The organism is Polaromonas sp. OV174, from assembly GCF_900112285.1.
Lineage (GTDB): Bacteria > Pseudomonadota > Gammaproteobacteria > Burkholderiales > Burkholderiaceae_C > Polaromonas.
In genome coordinates this window covers 27,167-47,328 of the sequence record NZ_FOKZ01000019.1, presented here as the reverse complement: position 1 = coordinate 47,328, position 20,162 = coordinate 27,167, and the positions used below count along the sequence as shown (strand labels likewise).

The 20,162-nt window shown below is 63.7% G+C and carries 25 protein-coding genes; 10 read left to right on the top strand and 15 right to left on the bottom strand.

What is annotated here, in order from left to right:
- Positions 1 to 26: 26 nt before the first annotated feature.
- The 4 genes from BM160_RS16215 to BM160_RS16200 form a co-directional block, all read right to left on the bottom strand.
- Positions 27 to 1,202, bottom strand: coding sequence for a TolC family protein (locus tag BM160_RS16215; protein ID WP_143093275.1), 1,176 nt, complete (start codon positions 1,200 to 1,202; stop codon positions 27 to 29).
- Entirely contained in the window at positions 1,199 to 1,534 is a 336-nt protein-coding gene (locus BM160_RS16210) for a hypothetical protein (RefSeq protein WP_143093274.1), read from the bottom strand. Before BM160_RS16210 ends, BM160_RS16215 begins: the two co-directional genes overlap by 4 nt.
- A 112-nt stretch (positions 1,535 to 1,646) precedes the next feature.
- Positions 1,647 to 2,078 carry a hypothetical protein gene (locus BM160_RS16205; protein WP_092007208.1) on the bottom strand — a complete coding sequence of 144 codons (432 nt, stop codon included), beginning with the start codon at positions 2,076 to 2,078 and terminating at the stop codon, positions 1,647 to 1,649.
- Between the two features lie 42 nt (positions 2,079 to 2,120).
- Positions 2,121 to 2,399: a hypothetical protein gene (locus BM160_RS16200; protein ID WP_092007207.1), complete on the bottom strand. Its 279-nt coding sequence runs from the start codon at positions 2,397 to 2,399 to the stop codon at positions 2,121 to 2,123.
- A 153-nt stretch (positions 2,400 to 2,552) separates the two neighbouring features.
- Between BM160_RS16200 and BM160_RS16195 the strand changes: the two genes are divergently transcribed.
- Positions 2,553 to 3,461, top strand: a complete 909-nt coding sequence (locus tag BM160_RS16195; protein WP_092007206.1) for an ion transporter — start codon at positions 2,553 to 2,555, stop codon at positions 3,459 to 3,461.
- Between the two features lie 8 nt (positions 3,462 to 3,469).
- Here BM160_RS16195 and BM160_RS16190 read toward each other — a convergent pair whose 3' ends face one another.
- On the bottom strand, positions 3,470 to 4,027 hold the full coding sequence (locus BM160_RS16190; protein ID WP_092007205.1) for a YaeQ family protein: 558 nt from the start codon (positions 4,025 to 4,027) through the stop codon (positions 3,470 to 3,472).
- A gap of 112 nt (positions 4,028 to 4,139) precedes the next feature.
- Here BM160_RS16190 and BM160_RS16185 point away from each other — a divergent pair, with 112 nt between their 5' ends.
- The 6 genes from BM160_RS16185 (at position 4,140) to BM160_RS16160 (ending at position 7,675) form a co-directional block, all read left to right on the top strand.
- Positions 4,140 to 5,141, top strand: coding sequence for an LLM class flavin-dependent oxidoreductase (locus tag BM160_RS16185; protein ID WP_092007204.1), 1,002 nt, complete (start codon positions 4,140 to 4,142; stop codon positions 5,139 to 5,141).
- A 156-nt stretch (positions 5,142 to 5,297) separates the two neighbouring features.
- A complete protein-coding gene (locus tag BM160_RS16180) occupies positions 5,298 to 5,972 on the top strand; it encodes a glycine zipper 2TM domain-containing protein (protein WP_092007203.1) in 675 nt (224 codons plus the stop codon).
- A 46-nt stretch (positions 5,973 to 6,018) separates the two neighbouring features.
- Positions 6,019 to 6,477, top strand: a complete 459-nt coding sequence (locus BM160_RS16175; RefSeq protein ID WP_092007202.1) for a hypothetical protein — start codon at positions 6,019 to 6,021, stop codon at positions 6,475 to 6,477.
- A 70-nt stretch (positions 6,478 to 6,547) separates the two neighbouring features.
- Entirely contained in the window at positions 6,548 to 6,829 is a 282-nt protein-coding gene (locus tag BM160_RS16170; RefSeq protein ID WP_092007201.1) for a DUF427 domain-containing protein, read from the top strand.
- A 125-nt stretch (positions 6,830 to 6,954) separates the two neighbouring features.
- A complete protein-coding gene (locus tag BM160_RS16165; protein WP_092007200.1) occupies positions 6,955 to 7,392 on the top strand; it encodes a universal stress protein in 438 nt (145 codons plus the stop codon).
- Between the two features lie 43 nt (positions 7,393 to 7,435).
- On the top strand, positions 7,436 to 7,675 hold the full coding sequence (locus BM160_RS16160) for a YdcH family protein (RefSeq protein ID WP_092007199.1): 240 nt from the start codon (positions 7,436 to 7,438) through the stop codon (positions 7,673 to 7,675).
- A gap of 108 nt (positions 7,676 to 7,783) precedes the next feature.
- Here the strand turns inward: BM160_RS16160 and BM160_RS16155 are convergent, their stop codons facing one another.
- The 7 genes from BM160_RS16155 to BM160_RS16130 all read right to left on the bottom strand — a co-directional run bounded on the left by BM160_RS16155 (position 7,784) and on the right by BM160_RS16130 (position 13,338).
- Positions 7,784 to 8,551, bottom strand: coding sequence for an SDR family NAD(P)-dependent oxidoreductase (locus tag BM160_RS16155; protein ID WP_092007256.1), 768 nt, complete (start codon positions 8,549 to 8,551; stop codon positions 7,784 to 7,786).
- Positions 8,552 to 8,592: 41 nt separating this feature from the next.
- Positions 8,593 to 9,261 carry an RluA family pseudouridine synthase gene (locus BM160_RS16150; RefSeq protein ID WP_092007198.1) on the bottom strand — a complete coding sequence of 223 codons (669 nt, stop codon included), beginning with the start codon at positions 9,259 to 9,261 and terminating at the stop codon, positions 8,593 to 8,595.
- Between the two features lie 32 nt (positions 9,262 to 9,293).
- The gene (locus BM160_RS16145; protein ID WP_092007197.1) at positions 9,294 to 9,614 is read right to left on the bottom strand and encodes a VF530 family protein; all 321 of its coding nucleotides are present in this window, start codon (positions 9,612 to 9,614) and stop codon (positions 9,294 to 9,296) included.
- 7 nt (positions 9,615 to 9,621) lie between these two features.
- Positions 9,622 to 9,765 carry a hypothetical protein gene (locus BM160_RS22650; RefSeq protein ID WP_177219043.1) on the bottom strand — a complete coding sequence of 48 codons (144 nt, stop codon included), beginning with the start codon at positions 9,763 to 9,765 and terminating at the stop codon, positions 9,622 to 9,624.
- A 34-nt stretch (positions 9,766 to 9,799) separates the two neighbouring features.
- Positions 9,800 to 11,110 (bottom strand): NAD(P)/FAD-dependent oxidoreductase, encoded by a 1,311-nt coding sequence (locus BM160_RS16140; RefSeq protein ID WP_092007196.1) that lies wholly within the window; start codon positions 11,108 to 11,110, stop codon positions 9,800 to 9,802.
- 189 nt (positions 11,111 to 11,299) lie between these two features.
- Entirely contained in the window at positions 11,300 to 12,574 is a 1,275-nt protein-coding gene (locus BM160_RS16135; protein ID WP_092007195.1) for a cytochrome c, read from the bottom strand.
- Entirely contained in the window at positions 12,571 to 13,338 is a 768-nt protein-coding gene (locus tag BM160_RS16130; protein ID WP_092007255.1) for a c-type cytochrome, read from the bottom strand. The genes BM160_RS16135 and BM160_RS16130 overlap by 4 nt, the downstream gene beginning before the upstream one ends.
- Before the next feature lie 154 nt (positions 13,339 to 13,492).
- On the opposite strand from BM160_RS16130, the gene BM160_RS16125 reads away from it, so the two are divergent.
- Entirely contained in the window at positions 13,493 to 14,956 is a 1,464-nt protein-coding gene (locus BM160_RS16125) for an aminotransferase-like domain-containing protein (protein WP_092007194.1), read from the top strand.
- A 92-nt stretch (positions 14,957 to 15,048) separates the two neighbouring features.
- Here BM160_RS16125 and BM160_RS16120 read toward each other — a convergent pair whose 3' ends face one another.
- Together BM160_RS16120 and BM160_RS16115 are read right to left on the bottom strand one after the other, a co-directional pair.
- Positions 15,049 to 17,553, bottom strand: coding sequence for a PAS domain S-box protein (locus tag BM160_RS16120; RefSeq protein ID WP_092007193.1), 2,505 nt, complete (start codon positions 17,551 to 17,553; stop codon positions 15,049 to 15,051).
- Positions 17,554 to 17,845: 292 nt separating this feature from the next.
- Positions 17,846 to 18,190: a 2Fe-2S iron-sulfur cluster-binding protein gene (locus BM160_RS16115; RefSeq protein ID WP_092007192.1), complete on the bottom strand. Its 345-nt coding sequence runs from the start codon at positions 18,188 to 18,190 to the stop codon at positions 17,846 to 17,848.
- A gap of 132 nt (positions 18,191 to 18,322) precedes the next feature.
- Between BM160_RS16115 and BM160_RS16110 the strand changes: the two genes are divergently transcribed.
- The gene (locus tag BM160_RS16110) at positions 18,323 to 18,844 is read left to right on the top strand and encodes a GNAT family N-acetyltransferase (RefSeq protein ID WP_092007191.1); all 522 of its coding nucleotides are present in this window, start codon (positions 18,323 to 18,325) and stop codon (positions 18,842 to 18,844) included.
- A gap of 26 nt (positions 18,845 to 18,870) precedes the next feature.
- On the opposite strand, the gene BM160_RS22355 is transcribed toward BM160_RS16110, so the two are convergent.
- Entirely contained in the window at positions 18,871 to 19,050 is a 180-nt protein-coding gene (locus BM160_RS22355) for a hypothetical protein (RefSeq protein WP_143093273.1), read from the bottom strand.
- A 153-nt stretch (positions 19,051 to 19,203) separates the two neighbouring features.
- Here BM160_RS22355 and BM160_RS16105 point away from each other — a divergent pair, with 153 nt between their 5' ends.
- A complete protein-coding gene (locus tag BM160_RS16105; protein WP_218156623.1) occupies positions 19,204 to 20,145 on the top strand; it encodes a DUF808 domain-containing protein in 942 nt (313 codons plus the stop codon).
- The last annotated feature ends 17 nt before the right edge of the window (positions 20,146 to 20,162 follow it).

Sequence of the window (20,162 nt, the reverse complement as noted above, 5' to 3'; positions counted from 1 at the left end):
GATGTCCTTGCGGGTTGGGGCGGGCGTCAGTGCGCGGCCGCGGCGGCGGCGCCGGCGGGGCGGGCCGTCGATGAAGGGGCTGAGGTGGCTGAGGCGCCTGCCAGCACGGTCTGCAGGTCGGCCTCGGCCAGCCAGAAATCACGACTGGCTTCAATCGCGGCGATGTGGCCCAGCGTCTGGGCCCGGCTATCGCTCAGCAGCTCGAACACGCTGGCCAGCATGCCGTTGTAGCGCAGCAGCATTTCCTCGTTGATGAAATTGTGCAGGGGCAGCACGTCGCGCTGCTCACTCAGGGCCAGGTCGTAGGCCGTGCGGTAGCCGTGGTAAACCTCGCGCGCCTCGCTGCGCACCTTGAGGGCTATCTCGCGCACCCGGGCCGAGTCGCGCAGGGCGTCCCACAAGCCATCGGCGCCGAACTCGCGTGTCGTGGCCTGCTGCCGCTGCCAGGTGGCCACGGCTTGTCGCAAGTCCTGCCGCTCCTGCAGCGCACGCGCTTCGACATCGGGAATGTCTTGCGGCTGCGCCGGCAACTCGGGCAAGCGGGCGGGCAGCTCGAATTGGATTTGCCTGCCCCACAAGCCCATCAGGACGATGAGCTTTTCACGCGCGCTGAAAGCGGCTTGCCGGGCGCGCGCCAGTTGGGCCGCGGCATCGCTCAGCAAGAGCTGCTCGCGCGCCTGTTGCAAGGCGCTCCAGTTGCCAACGCGCGTCAGGCGGCGGGCCAGTTCGTCACCGGCTTGGGCAGCCTCCATGGCATCTTGCCGGAGCGCGGTGGTCTGCTCGGCGGCGACGGCGTTGAGCCAGGCTTTGCGCGTCTCGGCGGCCAGGCGGGTGATGTCCTGGCGCGCCTTGAGCTTGTCCAGGCCCTGGGCCGGCATGGCATCCGAAATGCTGATGCCGGCGCTGGCCAGGGACAGTTGAAACGCCGGGTTGTTCAGCAGCGCTATGCGCACCGCTGCTTCGGCGCTCAGCGGGGTTTTCAGCAACTCATCAATGGCCGCTTGGGTATTGATGCCGGGGCGGCTAATGGCGACGGCGGCGCCGGCCGAGCCCGGGGTTTTGCCGCTGGCGAGTTCCTGCAGTCCGCTCACGCCGCCATCGGGCGCGACCGCGGCGCAGCCGGTGAGCAGCGCCAGCAGCGTCGCGATGGAGACCAGGCGCAGGGATGGGCGGCATGCCCGGCTTGGGTTGGGCGCGCTCATGGCTGGGCCGCGCGGGCCGGCGCGCTGCTGGGCTGGCTGGCCTGGGCGGCTTCCCACTTCAGCAGATCGGCATGGCCGTTTTTGAATTGGCCGACCTCGGCGTTGGCCTTTTTCCAGTCATCGCGGCGCTGCTCCACGCCGTTGGAAAGCTTGGCAAACGCCGAACGATAGGGGACGGCCGGAACCGGCGTGGCGGGGTCGGCGGCCTGCGCGGTGGGCTGCGGGTCGGGCCTGGGGTAGGGCAGGGCTTGCGCGGACGCGGCGCTGGCCCAGGCCGAAAAAAGCAGCCAGGCCAGCCAGGTCGGCCGGTTTGAAATAAAGCGGGTGTTCACAAAAATCTCCTGAAATACAAGCGGGGCCATGCCTTGGCATGGCAGTTATCCGGCGAAATCGGCCGATAAGGCCGTGCCGCAGGCAAGTACAGACCCACTACGGGCCTGGAGATCAGGAAATGGGTGGTTTGTGGCTCAGTGCTGCATCGGCACTGGCAAAGGGAGCTGCCGCAAGGCGCGGCATGGTGGGCGCGCTGAACACCCGGCTAGCGTCGGCTACGGCCGGCGACAGGGCGACCGTGTGACAGGTCTGGCAGACGCTGCAGGATTCGCAGTGCGCGCTGGCTGCATGCGATGCGTCATCGCCGGCGCAGTCATGCGCAAGCGTCATCGCATGCGGCGCTTCGGCTGCACTGGCTTGTTGCATGGCATGCGCATCCATTCCGACTTCATGGGCCGGTGACGCCATGCTGCTCATCGCGTGTTGCGGCGACTGCAGTTGGGTCAAGGCCATCTCCATCGCCATGGCATCACCGACCCAGCCGCGCAGGGGCAGCAGGGCGATCATCAGGGCGATCATCAGGGCGAAGAGCAGAAAACGCATGGGTCAATGATAGGTGATGCGTTTGAAAAGTTCCGCCCGGCCTCAGCTTTTCTCAAGCTGCAACTGCGCCTGCTCAATCCACAGCTGCAGGCCGTCCAGCAAGTCTTTTTGACTGAAGGAGCAGCTTTCCTCGGTAAAGAGCGCGCTGGATTCGAGCCGGTCCAGCAATTGCATCTGCACTTCCTGAAAGCGCGCCGGCAGCGCGGCCGCCAGTGCCGACTGGCTTTGCGCCAGCCGCGACAAGGCGGCCGCGCTCAGGCTGTCGCTGCGCAAGGATTGCAGGGCGTCTTGCAGCGCAAGGAGTTGCGTCTGGGGCGTCATGGCGGTACTCCAAAAAAGGGCGTTCACGGACACTCAGGGATGCTGTGTGGGCAAAGCCAAGAGTGTAGGCAAGAACACGCTGGCCTGGCTGGGTTATCCTGCCAGGCTGACGAGAACAAGAAGCGCAGCGCTGCCTAGGCGTTGCCCACAAGCATGACCCCCACACCCTCCAAAGTTTCCTCTTCCCCATTTGAAAAGCCATTGGCGGGCTGGCGGCTGCGCTGGTACACGATTATTTTTGAAGCCGACACGCGCGCCGGCCGGCTGTTTGACAAGGCCTTGATCGCCGTCATCCTGATCAGCATTGCCGTGGTGATCGCCGATAGTGTGCAGGCCCTGAACCTCTCGCATGGCCGGATGTTTACGGTGCTGGAGTGGTTTTTTACCTTGCTGTTCACGGCCGAATACATTGCGCGTCTGCTTTGCGTGCGCAAGCCGCTGCGCTACGCCACCAGTTTTTTCGGCATCATTGACCTGATTGCCGTGCTGCCGACCTATCTGGCGCTGTTTGTGCCTGAGCTTTACGCGCTGATTGATGTGCGCGTGCTGCGCCTGCTGCGCGTGTTTCGGGTGTTCAAGCTCGCCGCTTATGTGGCTGAGTACCAGTCCCTGGGGCGAGCGCTGGGGGCCAGCCGTCGCAAGATTCAGGTGTTTTTGTCGGTGGTGTTGATGCTGGTGCTGGTGATGGGCACGGTGATGTATGTGGTCGAGGGTCCGGCCAATGGCTTTACCAGCATTCCGACCTCGGTTTACTGGGCCATCAGCACGGTGACGACGGTAGGCTTTGGCGACATCACGCCCAAGACCGATCTGGGGCGGCTGATTGCTTCTTTCATGATGCTGATGGGCTGGGGCATTCTGGCCGTGCCTACCGGCATCGTGACGGCGGAGATGGCGGCGCAGCGCCAGCAGTTAGCTCAATTGCCGCTGGCGCTGACCACGCGCACCTGTCACGACTGCCTGACTGAAGGCCATCTACCCGACGCCTATTTTTGCCTGCACTGCGGTGCCCGCTTGCCGCCATACCAGCATCAGGCCGAAGTGCCCAGCGCCCAGCCCTGACGGGAAGATCAGCCGCCCGCGGTCAAGCGGCGTGGCGTGATTTCGACGGAGTCGGCGGCGGTGCTCATCCACACCGAGCCGTCTTGCACCGTCACCTGCAGCTGCATGCCGCGTTCGGCCAGCTTGGCCAGCGCCTGGCTTTGGGCCGCTTCGATCTGCCACACCACCAGGTTGGAGGCGCGCGTCAGCTTGGTTTCAATACCTTTCCACCACACCGGCGTGCTGCTGGAAAAGCTGTACACCGTAAGCCGTTCGGTGCGGCCGGCAGCGCGCATCAGGCGCTTGTCATCGGGCTGGCCGACGTCTATCCAGTGTTGGATGGCGTCGGTGTAATCCTTGTGCCACAGGGCGGGCTCATCCACGTCCCATAGGTCTTTGGCAAATTCAAGCTTGCCCTGTTTGTCGTCGGCCGGCACGTTGAGCGCAAAGGCCAGCAGGCGAATCATCATGCGCTCGTCGGTTTCGGACGGATGGCGCGCAATGATGACGCTGTGGTCGGCATAGACGCTGCGGTCCATGTCGGCGATTTGCAATTGGGCTTTGTAAATGGTGGCTTTGATGGCCATGGGGCATTGCTCTCGGGTGGCGGCCTGTTGAGGCTTGGCGTTAAACCCTCTATTGGAACAGCCTTTTGGCAGAGCTTGGAAACGGAACCGCCACGCTGGCTATAGTTCGCCCATGCCAAGTTTGTCCGTACTCGATCAGTCGGTAGCCGTCACCGGCCGCACCGAAGACACCTCCATCCGTGAAACCCTGGCCCTGGCCCAGCACTGCGAAGCGCTGGGCTACCGCCGTTTTTGGGTCAGCGAGCATCACAGCAACCCGGCCATTGTGGGCTCGGCGCCGGAAATCCTGATGGCCGCCATCGCCGCCACCACCCAGCGTATCCGTGTCGGCAGCGCCGGCGTGATGCTGCCCCACTATGCCGCGCTGAAAGTGGCCGAGCAGTTTCGCGTGCTCGAAGCCTTGGCGCCCGGGCGCATAGACCTGGGCGTGGGACGTGCGCCTGGATCGGACTTTCACACGGCGCAGCTGCTGAACGCCGACCCGAACCAGTCGGCTGAAAACTTCCCGGTGCAGGTGCGAGAGCTGCAGGCCTGGGTGTCGGGTGCAGATCTGCCCGAAGGCCACCCGGGGCGAGGCGTGACGGCCAACCCGACCAGTCCCAGCAGTCCGGAGTTGTGGATGCTGGGCAGCTCCAACTATGGCGCGCAACTGGCGGCCCACTACGGCCTGCCTTATGCGTTTGCCCACTTCATTACCGACGGCCAGGGCGCGGCCCAGGCGCTGGATGTGTACCGTCAGATGTACCGACCCAGCCCACGCCATCCCAAGCCACAGGCCGTGCTCTGCGTCTGGGCGCTGGCGGCCGATACCGAGGGCGAGGCCTGGCATCACTTCTCCGGTCGCGAGCGCTGGAAAATAGACCGCAAGAAGGGTGCGCTGGGGCCGCTGCTGTCCCCGGCCGAGGTGGCGCAAAGGCCTTATGACGTGGCCGAGCAGGCACAAGCCGAGCAACTCAGGCGCACGGCCCTGGTGGGCAGCGGCGCGCAGGTGGCCGACAAACTGAGCCAACTGGCCGATAGCCTGCAAGTCGATGAGCTGGCGGTGATCACCTGGACGCACGATGCCGCCGCCCGCCGCCGGTCTTACGAGTTGCTGGCCGGCCAGTTGCTCTGAGGGGTGGAGCACAGGGAGCGGGTTAAGGTGAACCAAACGCCTGGGCGAGGTGGTTTATCTGCGCTTTGGAAAGCTTTACTTACGAATGTCACTTCGTCCTACGCGAGGTATCCGTCGCACTGGTTACAAATGGGGCACATGAAAAGGAATGCCTCTATGGACAGCCGTCCAGTCACCGACCACACGACCCCCTCAAACCAGGCCCAGCCGGCCTTTGTCGAAAAATTGCGCCACAGCAAAGCGCTGCTCCCTACCATGGCGGTGATGGGCGTCACGCTGATGGCCTTGACCGCAGCCTTGGCCGTCAACCATTCGGAGGCCCGAACCGGCGCCGCCGCGCCAACGGCGAATGCCGCGATGGCGCCAAGCCAGGCAACAGCGCTATTGCCCGATACCCGCCATGCCGCTGCCGCCGTGACGCCGGCTCCCCGGGCGCGGGCGTGCGCCAACTGCGGCACGGTGGAATCCATGGTCGCCGTGCAGCGCCAGGGCAAGGTCAATGGCGTGGCCGTTGGCGGCACCACCGTCGGCCTGGGTACGGTTGCCGGCGGTGTCGTCGGTGGTCTGCTGGGCCATCAGGTGGGTGGCGGCAGCGGCAAGACCGCCATGACCGTGCTGGGTGCGGCAGGTGGTGCTTATGCGGGCAACACCATAGAGAAAAACATGAAAAAGACCACGGTCTACCAAATGCGGGTACGCATGGACAATGGGACCGTGCGCACCATAGAGCAGGCCAGCGCCGTTGGCGCCGGTTCGCGGGTGCTGGTCGAGGGCAAGGCCCTGAGACTGGCCCCGGTCAACAGCTCGTCGGCCGTCCCTTATCAGGGCTGATGTGCGCGTCTGGCCTGATTGAATTGATTTGCAAAAGAAAGCCCTAATGAAAAAAACTGTCAAACCCTTGCTGTTGTCGGGACTGGTGGCGCTGGGCTGTGCGACCGCCCTGTGGACGGGGACGGCTCAAGCCGCAACGCCTTATGTGAGCGCCACGGTTGAGGGGGCGCTGGCGCCAGGCGTTTACGGCCGCGTGGATATTGGCAATGCGCCACCGCCGCCGCTGATTTACGCGCAGCCCATCATCATTCAGCGTCCCCCTGTGATGGTGCAGCAGCCTCCGTTGTATTTGCACGTGCCGCCCGGCCATGCCAAGAAGTGGTCCAAACATTGCGCCCGCTACAACGCTTGCGGCCAGCCGGTTTATTTCGTCAAGGTCAGGGGTGACGACAACTACGAGCGGCGCGGCGGTCGGGACAAGCATCACGGCAATGACGACCATGACGGCCATGGAAAGCGCCATGGACATGACAAGGACAAGCACGGCGGTGGCCATCGTCATTGAGGGCTACTTGCGCCAGCGCCGGCATAAGGGATTAGCATTGCATGAAGTTCAACTGCACATTTGAGAAAACATGAAAGCCATCTGGAACGGCGCGCTGATAGCGCAAAGCGATGACACCGTCATCCTCGAGGGAAACCATTATTTCCCCGAGAGTTCGCTCAATCGCGAACACGTGACCTTTAGCAACCACCACACCATGTGTGCCTGGAAAGGCCAGGCCAGCTACTACTCCTTGCTGGTCAACGGCGAAATGAACACCGACGCGGCCTGGTATTACCCTGACCCCAAGCCCGAGGCCGAGAACATCAAAGGCCATGTGGCCTTCTGGAAGGGCGTGAAAATCGAAGCCTGAGCGGGGGCGCACGGGCATGGTGGCGCTTTTCCGCCCGCTGATTTATAAAGTCTGCAGGGCCAGACATTGACGCGGCAGCGGGCTGCGCTTGAGAAGCTTTTCATGGTGATCAAGGAGATTCGCGCATGTTCAACCACATACTGGTTCCTGTCGACGGCTCATCCACCGCAGGCCAGGCCATCGACAAGGCGCTGGCTCTGGCCGAGGCCTTCAAAAGCGCGGTCACCATCATTTACGTCATAGATCCTTACGCCTTCACCGGTGTAGGCACGGATTTTTCCTATGGCCAGGCCGAATACCTCAGCGCGGCCAACGCCGAAGCCAACGAGGCCATCAAGACCGCCAAGCAGGCCTTTGAGGCGCGCGGCATTGCCGCCACCGGCTCCGTGGTTGAGGGGCATGCGATTTATCGCGGCATTCTTGAAACGGCGGTGTCGCTGAATGTGGATTTGATTGTCATGGGTTCCCATGGCCGCCATGGACTGGAAAGGCTGGTGCTGGGCAGCGTGACGGCGCAGGTCTTGTCACATGCCCATTTGCCGGTATTGGTCGTTCGCGAATGAATCTTTGCGGGCGGGTGTTGTCAGTTTTTCACAAGGAGTTCCCATGGGTCTTTTGAATCACGATCTGGCGCATGAATTTCCACAGTACCTGCAGAAAATGCGCGACCTGACGGCCTCCGATGCGCGGTTTGCCAGCTTGTTTGCCCGCTATGACGTCGATAACCAGACCATAGCCACTTACGAGCAGGGCGTGGGCACGATCTCCGACGAAGCGCTTGAGGAGATGAAGAAAAAGCGTCTGAAAACCAAGGATGAGATTTATCAGATGCTGAAGGCGTCCTGAGATGGGCCGCTCGCCGTCATGCGGCGGGTCCATCAAGTAGCCACGAATTCAAGAAAAAAAGGCCTGTAGCCCATGCTGCATGGGCGCAGGCCGCTATGAAAAGAAGAGTTACTGGTCTCTGACGTCGGCCACCGGCCGGGTGCCGAAGTCGGGCCGCGCCAGATAGGCCAGTACGCGGCGCGCCGCATCTTCGGGCGAGCTCAGCTGTCCGCCGGTCTTGAGGCGGGCAAAATTTTCCCAGTCCGGAAAAGCGCTGGGAGCGGCGTTGCGCAGTTGCTGCTGCATGTCGGTATCTATCACGCCGGGGGCCAGTGAGCAGACCTTGGCGCCCTGAGCTTTCAGCGCTTCTTCCAGCGCCACGCAGCGGGTGAAATGATCCATGCCGGCCTTGACCGCGCAATAGGCCGCTTGCGCGGCCATGGCCTTGCGCCCCAGCCCCGACGAAATATTAAGCAGCTTGCGCTCGGCCGGCCAGGCGGCGGTGGCGCGCAGAAAAACCGCCGACAGCTGCATGGGCGCTTCCAGCCCGACGCGCAAGGCCCTGGCCAGATCGTTGGCCTCGGCCTCACTGAGCGGGTTGATGTGCGGAATCACGCCGGCGTTGTTGATCAGGGTGACGCTGGCCCAGGCCTTGCTGTCTTGTTGGTCCAGCCAGGTTTGCAGGCGCGCGCTGAGCGTGGCGCTGTCGGCCAGATCGTGCGTCCATTGCAGCAGCGTGGCGCTGCTCTGTTCGGCGTGCTGTGTCAGGGCGTCTTGCTGGCTGCGTGAGATGCAGAGCAGGGTATGGCCCTGGCTGAGCAACTGATGCGCCATGGCCAGGCCCATGCCGCGTGAGGCGCCTGTGAGCAGGGTGAGATGTTGGCTTGCTTGAGTCATGAGCTGCATGGTAATGCCAGTCATGTCCGCAATGCCAGAAGCTAAAAGGCTGGCGCGCTTTCAAACGCCAGCCGGGCGCCGCTGACGGGGTGTTCGAAGTGCAGGGCGCAGGCATGGAGCAACAGGCGCGGCGCCTTGGCCTGCACCGCCTCGGGCGCGTACAGGCTGTCACCCAGTATCGGATGGCCCAGTGCCTGCCAGTGCACGCGCAGCTGGTGGGAGCGGCCGGTGACGGGTTCCAGCTCCACGCGGGTGCTGTGGCTGGCGTCGTCAAAGGCCAGCACGCGCCAGCGTGTCTGGCTGGGTTTGCCGCGTTGCGCGTCGATGATGCGCAGCGGCCGGCGCGGCCAGTCCACCACGATGGGCAGGTCTATCAGCTGCCAGCCGTCAGCGTCTGGCGGTTGGCACGGTTCGTTCACGTGGCCATCGACCACGGCGATATAGCGTTTATGCACCGCGCGGTTTTCAAACAGGGCGCTGAGCGCACGTTGCGAGGCGCTGCCGCGTGCCATCAGCAGCAGGCCGGAGGTGGCCATGTCCAGCCGGTGCACGATCAGCGCGTCGGGGTAGTGCTGCTGCACCCGGCGACTCAGGCAGTCCTGCTTGTCTTCGCCGCGCCCGGGCACCGAGAGCAGGCCTGCGGGCTTGTTCAGCACCAGCAGGCTGTCGTCGGCATAAAGCAGTTCAATGTCTTGGGGGGGCGCAGCCATGCTGTTGACGCTGGCCGGCCGGCTTGGCGGGTTCAAGTGCGCGGCGGCGGAAAGTTGTGCTGGGTCGGGCTGTTGCGTTTGATCTCACGCAGCATGAAGAGGTAGAGGCTTTCCACCTTCTCGCGCGCCCAGGGGGTTTTGCGCAAAAACTTCAGGCTGGAGGCCACGCTGGGCTCGCTGGTAAAGCAGCGGATGTTGATGCGCTGCCCCAGTTCTTCCCAGCCATAGTGAGTGGCCAGCGCGCTCACGATGGCTTCCAGCTTGATGCCGTGCAGCGGGTTGCCAGGCTGCTGCACCGAGGTGCTGGCAGCCTCTGGCGCAGGGGCGGCGCTGGGAGCGGAAGGCGTAGCCATGGCCGGCTTATTTGTTCTTCAGCTTGCCCCGCAACGGGATCTGGGTGACGATGGTCGGGCGCACCGCATCGGGCGACACCGTTTTCGGTGGCGATGTGTCCTTCTTCGGCTTTTTGACCATCTTGTCGTTGTGTTGTTGACCTTTTGCCATGACGTTCTCCAGTAAGGGTTGATACCAGAGATTATCAATGCAACTTGATACGTGGGCGGTGGGTGCGGTCAATCATTTCCGACAGCGTAATCAAGGCGGTTTTCTTGATGCCGCCCAGCGCCAGCTGGTGCTGTTTGTGCAGCGCCCAATACATCAGCTTGGCCAGCTGGCCTTCGACAAAAAAGCTGCCCTTGGTCAGGCTGCCCATCAGGCTGCCGACCGAGGAATACTCGGACAGCGATACCAGCGAGCCCTGGTCCTTGAAGACAAAGGGCGGGGCGGTTTCGCCGGCACTCAGACGCGGCAGCGCCCGCGCCAGGTACATGGCTTGCTGGTAGGCGGCCTGGGCGCGCGGCGGCACCCAGGTGCCGTCCGGTTGCTGGCAGGCGGCGCAATCGCCAAAGGCATAGATATTCGGGTCGCGCGTGCTTTGCAGATTGCCGTTGACCAGCAACTGGTTGAGCCGGTTGCACTCCAGCGGCGCGTCACCGCCCAGGGCTGTCAGGAAGTCGCCGGCCTTGACGCCGGCCGCCCATACCGTGATGCTGGAAGAGACCACCTTGCCGCTGGCCATTTTCAGGCTGTCTTCGGTGACTTCCACCACCTTTTCATTGGTGTGCACCTCGATCGCCAGCTTGCGCAACTCGCGCAGCGCCGATTCGCTCAGCCGCTCGGGCAGTTGCGCCAGCAAGCGCGGTGCGGCTTCGATCAGCACAATCTGCAAATCCTTTTCGGGATGGATATTGTCCAGGCCATAGCTGGCCAGCACGCGCGCCGCCGCGTGCAGCTCGGCCGCCAGCTCTACGCCGGTGGCGCCGCCGCCCACGATGGCGACCGTGAGACGGCCACTGCCGGCGCTGCGCGGCACGGTTTGCGCGCGTATGCAGGCATTGATCAGGCGGTTGTTAAAGCGCTTGGCGGCCTGCGGGCTGTCCAGCTTGATGGTGTGCTCGGCCGCACCCAGCGTGCCAAAGTCGTTGGTCTGGCTGCCCACGGCAATCACCAGGGTGTCGTAGCCCAGCTGCTGCGCCGGCGTGATCTCGCGGCCGGCTTCGTCGTGGCTGGCCGCCAGCTGCACCGTCTTGTTGTGGCGGTCCACGCCAACCAGGCTGCCGAGGCGGAACTTGAAATGGTTCCAGCGCGCTTGCGCCAGATATTCGATTTCCTCGGCATGGGTGTCAAAGCTGCCGGCCGCCAACTGATGCAGCAAGGGTTTCCAGACATGGGTGCGGGCGGCATCGACCAGAGTGATCTCGGCCAGCCCTTTTTTCCCCAGACGTTTGCCGAGTTGGGTGGCCAGCGCCAGTCCTCCAGCGCCTCCTCCGACGATGACGATACGTTGCATAAGCTTTATTCCTGGTCAAGCGGTCTAGCAAGCATGGTAACTGCCGTTGTGCTCCGCCTCCAGGCCATAGGCCTTGTTCCCGTCGCCGCTGTGGCCGCCATCAGGCCTTGCCTTGTCGCGATGTTTATGAATGAAATATAGCTGCAGCCCTTTTGAAATGGGCACAAGCAGCTATTGAATTGTGAGCGATTAAGGTGCGCGGTTGGCGCGCAGGCGGCTCACGTCAAAGGGCGTGATTTCGCTCGCCTGGTTGCCCCAGGAGCCGCGGACATGGGTCAGCACCGCCGCCATGTCGGCGTCGTTCATCACCAGCACAAAGGGCGGCATGCCATAGGGGCGCGGATTGCCTGCTGTGGACGGCGCGTAGCCGCCGTTGAGCACGATCTGCACCAGGTTGGCGGTGGATTTCATGGTCACTGCACGGTTGCCCGCCAGCGCCGGATAGGCATTCGCCACCCCTTCGCCGGCCTTGCCGTGGCACTGGGCGCAATGCTGTTCGTAGAGCTTGGCGCCCTTGACCGAGGACATGGCCGGGGTGCCGGGCTTGTCGGAGTCCGGCGCTGCGGCTGGCAGCGTTTTGAGAAACTGCGCCATCGCGCCCAGGTCTTGCTCGTTCAGGTACTGGGTGCTGTTCAGCACCACGTCGGCCATGGGGCCGGTGACCGAGGCGCGTGGCGAGACGCCGGTTTTCAGCAGGCTGACGATGTGTGCCTTGTCCCAGTCGGCCACGCCGGCTTCATGCGGCGAGGTCAGCGAAGGGGCGTACCAGTTTTGCATGGGAATCAGGCCGCCGGCCAGGTTCAGGCTTTCGTTGCTGGCGCCCAGTGCGTTGCGTTCGGTGTGGCAGGCGGCGCAGTGACCCAGGCCTTTGACCAGATAGGCGCCGCGATTCCACTCGGCATCGCGACTGCTGTCGGCTTGGTAGACACCGGGGCTGAAATACAGCGCGCGCCAGACCGCCAGGGCGGCCTGCGAGTTGTAGGGGAAGCGCACCGTGTGGGCGTGGTTGGGCTGGGCCACGGCCGGCAGGCTGTGCAGGTAGGCATAGAGGGCGTCCGAATCTTCACGTGTCACCTGGGTGTAGTCGGTGTAGGGGAAGGCCGGATAGAGCAGGCGGCCATCCTTGGAGCGGCCGTTGTGCATGGCGCGCCAGAAATGGGCGGACGACCAGCTGCCTATGCCGGTCTTGTTGTCGGGCGTCAGGTTGGAGGTGTAGACGGTGCCGAAAGGCGTGGCGATGCCGCGGCCGCCGGCATAGCTTTCGCCGCCTTTGGCGGTGTGGCAGGTCATGCAGTTGCCGGCGCGCGCCAGGTAGGCGCCGCGCGCCACCAGGGCCTCGCTGGGGGCGTAGGCCACGGGGGCGCTCAGGTCCACTTCGTCGCGCAGATTCAAAAACCAGACCAGCGCTGCCGCACAGGCGATGAGCAGGCCCAGGGCGAGGGAAAACTTGACGGTTCTTTTCATTTCTCTGCCTTCAGTTGAGCCGCTGCGGGCGCGCTGCCGCAGCTGATGGCGCGGGCGCCGGGCGCCAGCGCAGGCAGGGCCGTGGCCGGCTTGGTGCTGGCCGGCAGGGGCTGCGCCGCCAGCCAGCTGGCCACCGCATGGATGTCTTCCAGGCTGAGCTTGCTCACCACTTCCTTCATGCAGTCGGGCGCATGGCTGCGGCGCTGGCCGGCCTTCCAGGCGCCCAGCTGCGCATTCAGGTAGTCGCGCGGCAGGCCCAGCAGGCCGGGGATATTCGGCGCCACACCGGTCATGGCCTGGCCATGGCATTGCACGCAGGCCGGTACCTGGCGCGCCGCGTCACCGTCGACGACCAGGCGCTGGCCGTGCTGCAAGACCGCGGCCGATGCCGTGCTGGGCTGCGGCGCGGGGTAGGGTACTTCCAGCCCGGAAAAATATTGTGCGATCTCCAGCAGGTAGGCGTCACCCGCCGGGCCGTCCAGCGGCTCCAGCAACTGCGTCATCAGGCCGTAGTGGCGCCGCCCATCGCGGAAATTGAGCAACTGGTTGTAGAGGTAGCCGGCCGGCTTGCCGGCCAGGCGTGGGTAGTAGCCGTCGGGCGCGGCCCGGCCCTGCGGGCCATGGCAGGCGGTGCAGGCCATGGTGCGCTGGGCGATGCTGTCTTCAAAAGGGGCGGCGAGCGCCGGGCTGGCGGCCATCCAGGCGGCGCAGCTGAGGGCGCTGCAGGCGGCCAGCCGGCGTAAAAAAAAGAAGGTCTTGAGCATGGGCGAATCATGCCCTAGCCAAGCGGCAAGCGTAAGCATCAGATGGGGTGTAAAAAACCATATCAGATGGAAAATATTTGAAAATTAGAATATCAGATGAGTGATTGACGCCGCCCCGACCGGGACCGGCCATGGACAGGACACTGAACAAACGATGAAGCGCTACGAGCAACTGGTGGAACTGCTGGCCACCGACATTCGCAACGGCCGCCTCAGCCCCGGCACCCGCCTGCCCTCGATTCGCACCATCACGGCCCAGCATGGGCTGAGCGCCTCCACCGCCTTCAAGGCCTATTACCGGCTGGAAGAAAAAGGCCTGGTGCGGGCGCGCCCGCGGTCCGGCTATTACGTGACGGCTTCGGCCATGCAGCAGCTGGCCGCGCCCGCCCTGGGGGCTGCGCCAGGCAAGGCCAGCAGCGCGCCGGCCCGGGTGGCGCCCAGGCTGGACATCAGCGAGCTGGTGTTTGCGGTGCTGGGCGCGGCGCAAGACCCGGGCATTGTGCCGCTGGGCTCGGCCTTCCCGGCGCCCGAGCTGTTTCCGCTGCAGCGCCTGGGCAAGTCGCTGGCCCGGGTGGCGCGCCAGCTGCACGGGCCGGACACCGTCGCCAGCCTGCCGCAGGGCCATCTGGCGCTGCGCCAGCAGATTGCGCTGCGCTACCTGGGCATGGGCATGGCGCAGTCGGCCCAGGAGCTGGTGGTGACCAATGGCGCGCTGGAGGCGCTCAACCTGTGCCTCACGGCGGTGGCGCAGCCGGGCGATCTGATCGCCATCGAGTCGCCCGGCTTTTATGCCAGCCTGCAGGCGCTGGAGCGGCTCAAGATGAAGGCGCTGGAAATTCCCGTGCACCCGCAGGACGGCCTGGACCTGGCGGCGCTGGACCAGGCGCTCAAGCGCCACCCGGTCAAGGCCTGCTGGTTCATGACCTCGTTTCAAAACCCCCTGGGCGCCAGCCTGTCGCTGGAGAAAAAGCAGGCGCTGGTGGCCCTGCTGGCCAGTCACGAGGTGCCGCTGATCGAGGACGATGTGTATGGCGAGCTCTACTTTGGCAGCCGCTGCCCCTTGCCGGCCAAGGCCTTTGACCGCAAGGGCCTGGTGATGCATTGCAGCTCCTTCAGCAAGACACTGGCGCCGGCTTACCGCGTCGGCTGGGTCGCGCCCGGGCGGTTCGGCGCGCAGATCGAACGCCTCAAGCTGATGACCACGCTGTCGGCCAGCCTGCCGGCGCAACTGGCTCTGGCCGACTATCTGCAGCATGGCGGCTACGACAAGCATTTGCGCAAGCTGCGCCATGCGCTGGAGTCGCAGCTGTCGAGCTTGCTGGCCGCCATTGCGCGCCACTTTCCGCCTGGCGTGCGAGTGTCGCGCCCACTGGGGAGTTATTTTGTCTGGGTGGAGTTTGCCCAAGGCTTTGACACCCTGGCCCTGCACCAGGCGGCGCTGGAGCACAACATCAGCGTGGCGCCCGGGCCGGTTTTTTCGGCGCGCCGCCATTTCAGGCATTGTCTGCGGCTGAACTACGGTCATCCCTGGAGTGAGCGTTTTGAAGCGGCCATGCAAACCCTGGGCAGGCTGGCGCGGCAGCAAAGCCCGTATGCGGCAGTGGCGCCCAGAATTTGAATGAAATAGGCCGCCAGGGCAGGCTGGACGAGCGCTGGCAGCTATTTAAAACATAGCATTTGAGCGCTGGCCCAGAATTGCCAGGCAGGGTGTCAGGCGGCGGCTGCAGCCGCTTGCGGCGGCGCGGCGCCCAGCGTGAAGTAAAAGGTGGCACCCCGGCCTGGCGTGGACAGGGCCCAGATCCGCCCGCCATGGCGGCGGATGATGCGCTGGGCGCTGGCCAGGCCAGTGCCATTGCCAGGAAATTCCGATGGCGAGTGCAGGCGCTGAAAGTTGTCGAACAGCTTGGCGGCGTAAGCCATGTCAAAGCCGACGCCCTGATCCCTGACAAAGTAAATGGTGTCCTGGCCTGGCCCGCGCTCGCTGCCGACTTCTATCGTGGTCTGCGGCATTTTCGAGCTGAACTTCCAGGCGTTGCCAATCAGGCTGTCCATCACCACCGTCAGCAGTTGCGCGTCGCCGACGGTCTGGAGCTTTGGGTGAATGTGGCACTGCACCTGGCGCTGGGGTTCGAGCAGCATGCGGCGTGCCACAAGGTTTTGCGCCATCACCGACAAATCTATCTTTTCCCAGCGCAAATCAATGCTTGACAGCTTGACCAGCGCCAGCAGGGCGTCGGTCAGCTCGCCAATCTGGTGGACGCCGGCGCGTATTCGCGTCAGATAGTGTTTGCCGCGCTCGCTGGTTTGCTGCTTCAGCTCGCGTTCCAGCAAATGGCTGAAACCCATGATGGAGCTGAAGGGCTGGCGCAGGTCGTGCGCCACCGAGTGGGAAAAGCCGGCGATCTCCTGGTGGGCAAACTGCAACTCCCGCGTGCGTTGCCGCACCCGCTCCTCGAGTTCGACATTGAGCCGGCGGATTTCGTCCTGGGCCTGTTTGCGCTGGTTGATGTCCTGCAGCTGGGCAATAAAGTGCAAGGGCTGGTCATCCTCGTCGCGCACCAGGGACACGGCCAGCGAAGTCCAGACCGAATGCCCCTGCTTGTGCACATAGCGCTTTTCCACCTGGAAATGCGCGTTCTCACCTTGCAGCAGCTGCTGGGTACGCAGCTGCGATATGGCCATGTCATCGGGGTGGGTGATCTGCCGAACGCTGGCGGACATCATTTCTGCCTCGGTGTAGCCCAGCATCTGGCACAGCGCACGGTTGACTTTGAGCCAGCGCCCCTCGGGGCTGCTCAAGCCCATGCCTATGACGGAATCCTCAAAGGCGCTGGACAGTTGCTGGTCGCGTTGGCGCAGGGCCAACGCCATACGCTTGCGCTCGGTGATGTCCTGAAGCGCTGAAATGAAGTAGCTCGGGCTGTTGGCGGTCTTGAGCACCAGCGAGACGGAAATCAGCGCCCAGATCAAGGAGCCGTTTTGATGCAGGTAACGAATTTCCAGCATGCTGGACGGCTGCTCTTGCCGGGCCGTCCGCAAGTCATCAAGGAGCATCTGGTGGGCAGCGCGATCGGCGGGAAACACCCGTTCGTCAACCAGGCTGCCGGTCAATTCTGTGGCGCTGCAACCCAGCAGGCGGCACAGCTTGTCATTGACCAGCAGGTAGCGGCCGTCCCGGTCGAGGTAGGACATGCCAATGGCCGAGAGATTGAACGAGGCCCGCTGCAAGGCCTGGGTGTTATGCATGGTCAGCTGCAGGGCACGCGAGCGCATGAGCAGCCAGATCAGCAAGGTGCCAATCAGCAGCACCGCCAGCGTGGCCAGGGTGGCATTGGCGTAGTACTTTTTTTCCCGCTGGAAAACCTCCGCCAAGGCTTGCGCCTGGGAGGTCCCCACGGCAACCAACAAGGGGTAGTCCTTCAGCGTGCGGTAGCTGAAAAGTCGTGTCACACCGTCAAAGCCGCCCACGCCCAGCAAGCTGCCTTCGGGCTGGCGCGCCTGTGCCAGCAAAAGCGGGCCCCGGCTGACGTTGTCCCCGGTGGTGGTCTGCTTGCCAACCCGGCGTGCGCGCACGACTCCGTCCAGCCCGATCAGCGACACAATGCCCTGGGTTCCGACATCGGTTTTCAGGTAGAAGTCGGTGAAGTAGGCTGGGTCAATGCCGGCCATCACGACGCCGGCGAAAGCGCCATCGGGCCGGTTGATGCGCCTGGAAACGGGGATGGACCATGTCCCCGAGACCTGGCTATAGATGGGCTTGCCGATGTACAGCCGGTGGCTGTCCAGTGCCTGGTGATGCCTGAGCGCGTCTTCGCCGCTGACCTTGACAGGGGCTGTCTGCTTCAGTCCGGCCACGAGCAGGCCCGCTTCGTTGATCACCGCGAGGTCGCTGAAAGCCTTGAAGCTCAGGTCCCCGTCGAGCTGCAGGCGCTTGAGCTTGATGCCGCTGCCCTGTTGGCGGTAGGTCTTTTCGATGAGGTCTAAGGACTGCTCCACGCTTTTGAGGCTGTGATCCGTGTGTTCTTCAATCACTGCCGCCAGGTTGGCGTTATGAATGTACTCATGGCGGCTGGCCTCGGCCTGCTCGTACTGGCTGCGTTCAAACGTCAGCTGCCAGATGAAGACAATCTGCGCTGCGCCAATCAGCGCAATGCTCAAGTAGGTCAGGCTCGGGCGCCCATGTTTTTGCCAGAGTTTTTTTGGCGCGATAGTCAATGCTGTTCTTCTTCCTTCTGATGGCAAATGGGCGCATGTCGTGACGGTTTGAAAACGGCACGAATAGGCTGTCAATAAGCGGCAAAAAAAGCGTCCGCCGTCGGGGCGGGACGTTAAAGATGCTTGACCAGGCCTCTGGTTGGGCTTGAGCTGGCGCAGCAAAATCGGATTGTCAGCGCTTGGCGCCGGCGCGCGCGCCGCAGGCCCGCAGCAATCGCTCCCTAGCGTTAAAAATTGCGCACAATCGCCAGAAATCTGGCCGCGGCTTGGGTCCCAGGAAGGCGGGTGACGACTAAGGCAGCGCGATCACGACATCGCTGGCGGGATAGGCCACGCAGGGCAAAATCCAGCCTTCTTGCTTTTCCTCCAGACTCAGGCCGGGCCAGGCGATGTGGTAAATCACCCGTCCCTGGGTCAGGCGGCAGATGCAGCTGCGGCAAGTGCCGTTGCGGCAGGAACTGGGCAGTGCCAGGCCTGAAAATTCGGCCGCCTCCAGCAAAGACAGCGCCGCCGGCGCTTCAAAGCCTTGGCCTGTCGTTTCAATGCGGGCCGTAAAAACCGGGTCGGCCGCCGCCGCCGTCGGGATCTGATTCGTGGCCTGATTCGGGGCGGAGGGAAGGGTGTCGTGAGGTGGCATGAGCTGAAGCGATGGCGGTTCGGCGGGAGCGAAGAACTCCGAATGTAACCGGGTCCGGGCAGGCCGGATTTCGATTTGCGCGACAATCCTGCCTCCCGAGTATTTCCCTTTCTGATTCACAAGCGATTTTTCATGTCCAGCTATTCCGTTCGTCCTGCCACTGCCCGCGATGCCAAAGCCATTGCCGAGATTCACGTTGCCACCTGGCATGTCGCCTACAAGGATCTGATCCCCGAGGACTACCTCAAAAAGATGACGCAGGAAAAGCGTCAGGCTTACTGGCGTGAAGCGATCGAGTACAGCGAGCCGCAATTGCTGGTGGCCACGGAAGACGACAAGGTCGTCGGTTTTGTCGGCTATGACCGCTCACGCGATGCCAACACCCGCTCCACCGTCGGCGAAATCTGGGCCATGTATGTGACGCCTGCCCACTGGCGCAAGGGCGCAGGCCTGGTGCTGTGGGACGGCGCGCGCGAGGGCCTGAAGGAAGAGGGCTGCACCCAGGTCACCATGTGGGTGCTGTTGCGTAACGAGCAGGCCTTGCAGTTTTGCGAACACGCCGCCGGTTTCAAGCGCGAAATGCCTTCGCTCAAGACGGTGGCCTTTGGCGATGTCAAGCTGGAAGAAATTCGTCTCAAGCGCTCAGTGGACTAAAACTGGCGCAAGCCAGGCGCCTGCGCTCAGGACGGCGCCTTCACCTCGCCTTCCTGATCCGGCGCTAGGGGTAGGCCCTGGTCGGGGTTCACCGGCAACTCCAGACCATCCTCATCTTCTTTGGCTTCCTCGGCCGGTCCCTTGCGGGGCGGCAGACTGTGGCCGGCGCCGCCGGCTGACATCTGAGCTCTGGCAATTCGGGGCATGGTGACTCTCCTTGCGATGTTTTCTGCTGCTGATGGCTTGCCGCCATACGGTTCGCGGCTGCGCTCCCGAATTTAGTACAGTGGCGGAACATTGTTGGCGTCCAGGGTAAGCCTGCGCCAAGCCCGGCTCAGGCCAAACACCCTAGGAACATGATGGCCACCAGCCTGCTCGCCTTGATCGATGACATCGCCACCGTGCTTGATGATGTGGCCCTGCTGACCAAGGTGGCGGCCAAAAAAACCGCCGGCGTGCTGGGCGACGACCTGGCGCTCAATGCCCAGCAGGTGAGTGGCGTGGCGGTGGATCGCGAGCTGCCCGTGGTCTGGGCCGTGGCCAAAGGCTCCTTCATCAACAAGCTGATTCTGGTGCCGGCGGCCCTGCTCATCAGCGCCCTGGCGCCTTGGGCGGTGACGCCGCTGTTGATGCTGGGCGGCGCTTTTCTCTGCTTTGAGGGCTTTGAAAAACTGGCTCACAAATTCCTGCACAGCCCGGCCGAGCAGGCGGCCGAACATGCGGCGCTGACCCAGACGCTGAGCGACCCGGCCCTTGATGTGGTGGCGCTGGAAAAAGACAAGATCAAGGGCGCGGTGCGCACCGACTTCATTCTTTCGGCCGAAATCATTGCCATCACCTTGGGCACGGTGCAGGCCAGCCCCTTCATGACGCAAGTGGCCGTGCTCAGCGGCATTGCCGTGATCATGACCATAGGCGTGTATGGCCTGGTGGCCGGCATTGTCAAACTCGATGATGGCGGGCTTTACCTCAGCCAGCGCAGCGGCAGCGGCGCCCTGCAGGGTCTGCAGCGCAGCTTGGGACGGGGCATTTTGCGCGCCGCTCCCTGGCTGATGAAAGGCCTGTCCGTGGCCGGCACGGCGGCCATGTTTCTGGTCGGCGGCGGCATACTGACGCATGGCATCGCACCGCTGCACCATGTCATTGAAACGCTGACGCAGCAGGCTGCAGCGCTAGGCAGCATTGGCGTGGTGCTGGCCGCCGTCACGCCATTGCTGATGGATGCCGCAGTGGGCCTGCTGGCGGGCGCGCTGGTCTTGCTGGCCGTGACGCTGATCAAGCGGGCCAGGCCCAAGACTTGAATCAGGTTTTCAAACCC

Bases quoted from the DNA above. Each gene is read 5' to 3' on its own strand.
- BM160_RS16145 (WP_092007197.1), bottom strand. From the start codon at position 9,614: ATGGCTACGCCTTCCGCTCCCAGCGCCGCCCCTGCGCCAGAGGCTGCC.
- BM160_RS16105 (WP_218156623.1), top strand. From the start codon at position 19,204: ATGGCCACCAGCCTGCTCGCCTTGATCGATGACATCGCCACCGTGCTT.
- BM160_RS22650 (WP_177219043.1), bottom strand. From the start codon at position 9,765: ATGGCAAAAGGTCAACAACACAACGACAAGATGGTCAAAAAGCCGAAG.
- BM160_RS16200 (WP_092007207.1), bottom strand. From the start codon at position 2,399: ATGACGCCCCAGACGCAACTCCTTGCGCTGCAAGACGCCCTGCAATCC.
- BM160_RS16140 (WP_092007196.1), bottom strand. From the start codon at position 11,110: ATGCAACGTATCGTCATCGTCGGAGGAGGCGCTGGAGGACTGGCGCTG.
- BM160_RS16135 (WP_092007195.1), bottom strand. From the start codon at position 12,574: ATGAAAAGAACCGTCAAGTTTTCCCTCGCCCTGGGCCTGCTCATCGCC.
- BM160_RS16190 (WP_092007205.1), bottom strand. From the start codon at position 4,027: ATGGCCATCAAAGCCACCATTTACAAAGCCCAATTGCAAATCGCCGAC.
- BM160_RS16150 (WP_092007198.1), bottom strand. From the start codon at position 9,261: ATGGCTGCGCCCCCCCAAGACATTGAACTGCTTTATGCCGACGACAGC.
- BM160_RS16125 (WP_092007194.1), top strand. From the start codon at position 13,493: ATGAAGCGCTACGAGCAACTGGTGGAACTGCTGGCCACCGACATTCGC.
- BM160_RS16110 (WP_092007191.1), top strand. From the start codon at position 18,323: ATGTCCAGCTATTCCGTTCGTCCTGCCACTGCCCGCGATGCCAAAGCC.
- BM160_RS16170 (WP_092007201.1), top strand. From the start codon at position 6,548: ATGAAAGCCATCTGGAACGGCGCGCTGATAGCGCAAAGCGATGACACC.
- BM160_RS16175 (WP_092007202.1), top strand. From the start codon at position 6,019: ATGAAAAAAACTGTCAAACCCTTGCTGTTGTCGGGACTGGTGGCGCTG.
- BM160_RS16165 (WP_092007200.1), top strand. From the start codon at position 6,955: ATGTTCAACCACATACTGGTTCCTGTCGACGGCTCATCCACCGCAGGC.
- BM160_RS16160 (WP_092007199.1), top strand. From the start codon at position 7,436: ATGGGTCTTTTGAATCACGATCTGGCGCATGAATTTCCACAGTACCTG.
- BM160_RS16185 (WP_092007204.1), top strand. From the start codon at position 4,140: ATGCCAAGTTTGTCCGTACTCGATCAGTCGGTAGCCGTCACCGGCCGC.
- BM160_RS16155 (WP_092007256.1), bottom strand. From the start codon at position 8,551: ATGACTCAAGCAAGCCAACATCTCACCCTGCTCACAGGCGCCTCACGC.
- BM160_RS22355 (WP_143093273.1), bottom strand. From the start codon at position 19,050: ATGCCCCGAATTGCCAGAGCTCAGATGTCAGCCGGCGGCGCCGGCCAC.
- BM160_RS16115 (WP_092007192.1), bottom strand. From the start codon at position 18,190: ATGCCACCTCACGACACCCTTCCCTCCGCCCCGAATCAGGCCACGAAT.
- BM160_RS16205 (WP_092007208.1), bottom strand. From the start codon at position 2,078: ATGCGTTTTCTGCTCTTCGCCCTGATGATCGCCCTGATGATCGCCCTG.
- BM160_RS16195 (WP_092007206.1), top strand. From the start codon at position 2,553: ATGACCCCCACACCCTCCAAAGTTTCCTCTTCCCCATTTGAAAAGCCA.
- BM160_RS16180 (WP_092007203.1), top strand. From the start codon at position 5,298: ATGGACAGCCGTCCAGTCACCGACCACACGACCCCCTCAAACCAGGCC.
- BM160_RS16215 (WP_143093275.1), bottom strand. From the start codon at position 1,202: ATGAGCGCGCCCAACCCAAGCCGGGCATGCCGCCCATCCCTGCGCCTG.
- BM160_RS16130 (WP_092007255.1), bottom strand. From the start codon at position 13,338: ATGCTCAAGACCTTCTTTTTTTTACGCCGGCTGGCCGCCTGCAGCGCC.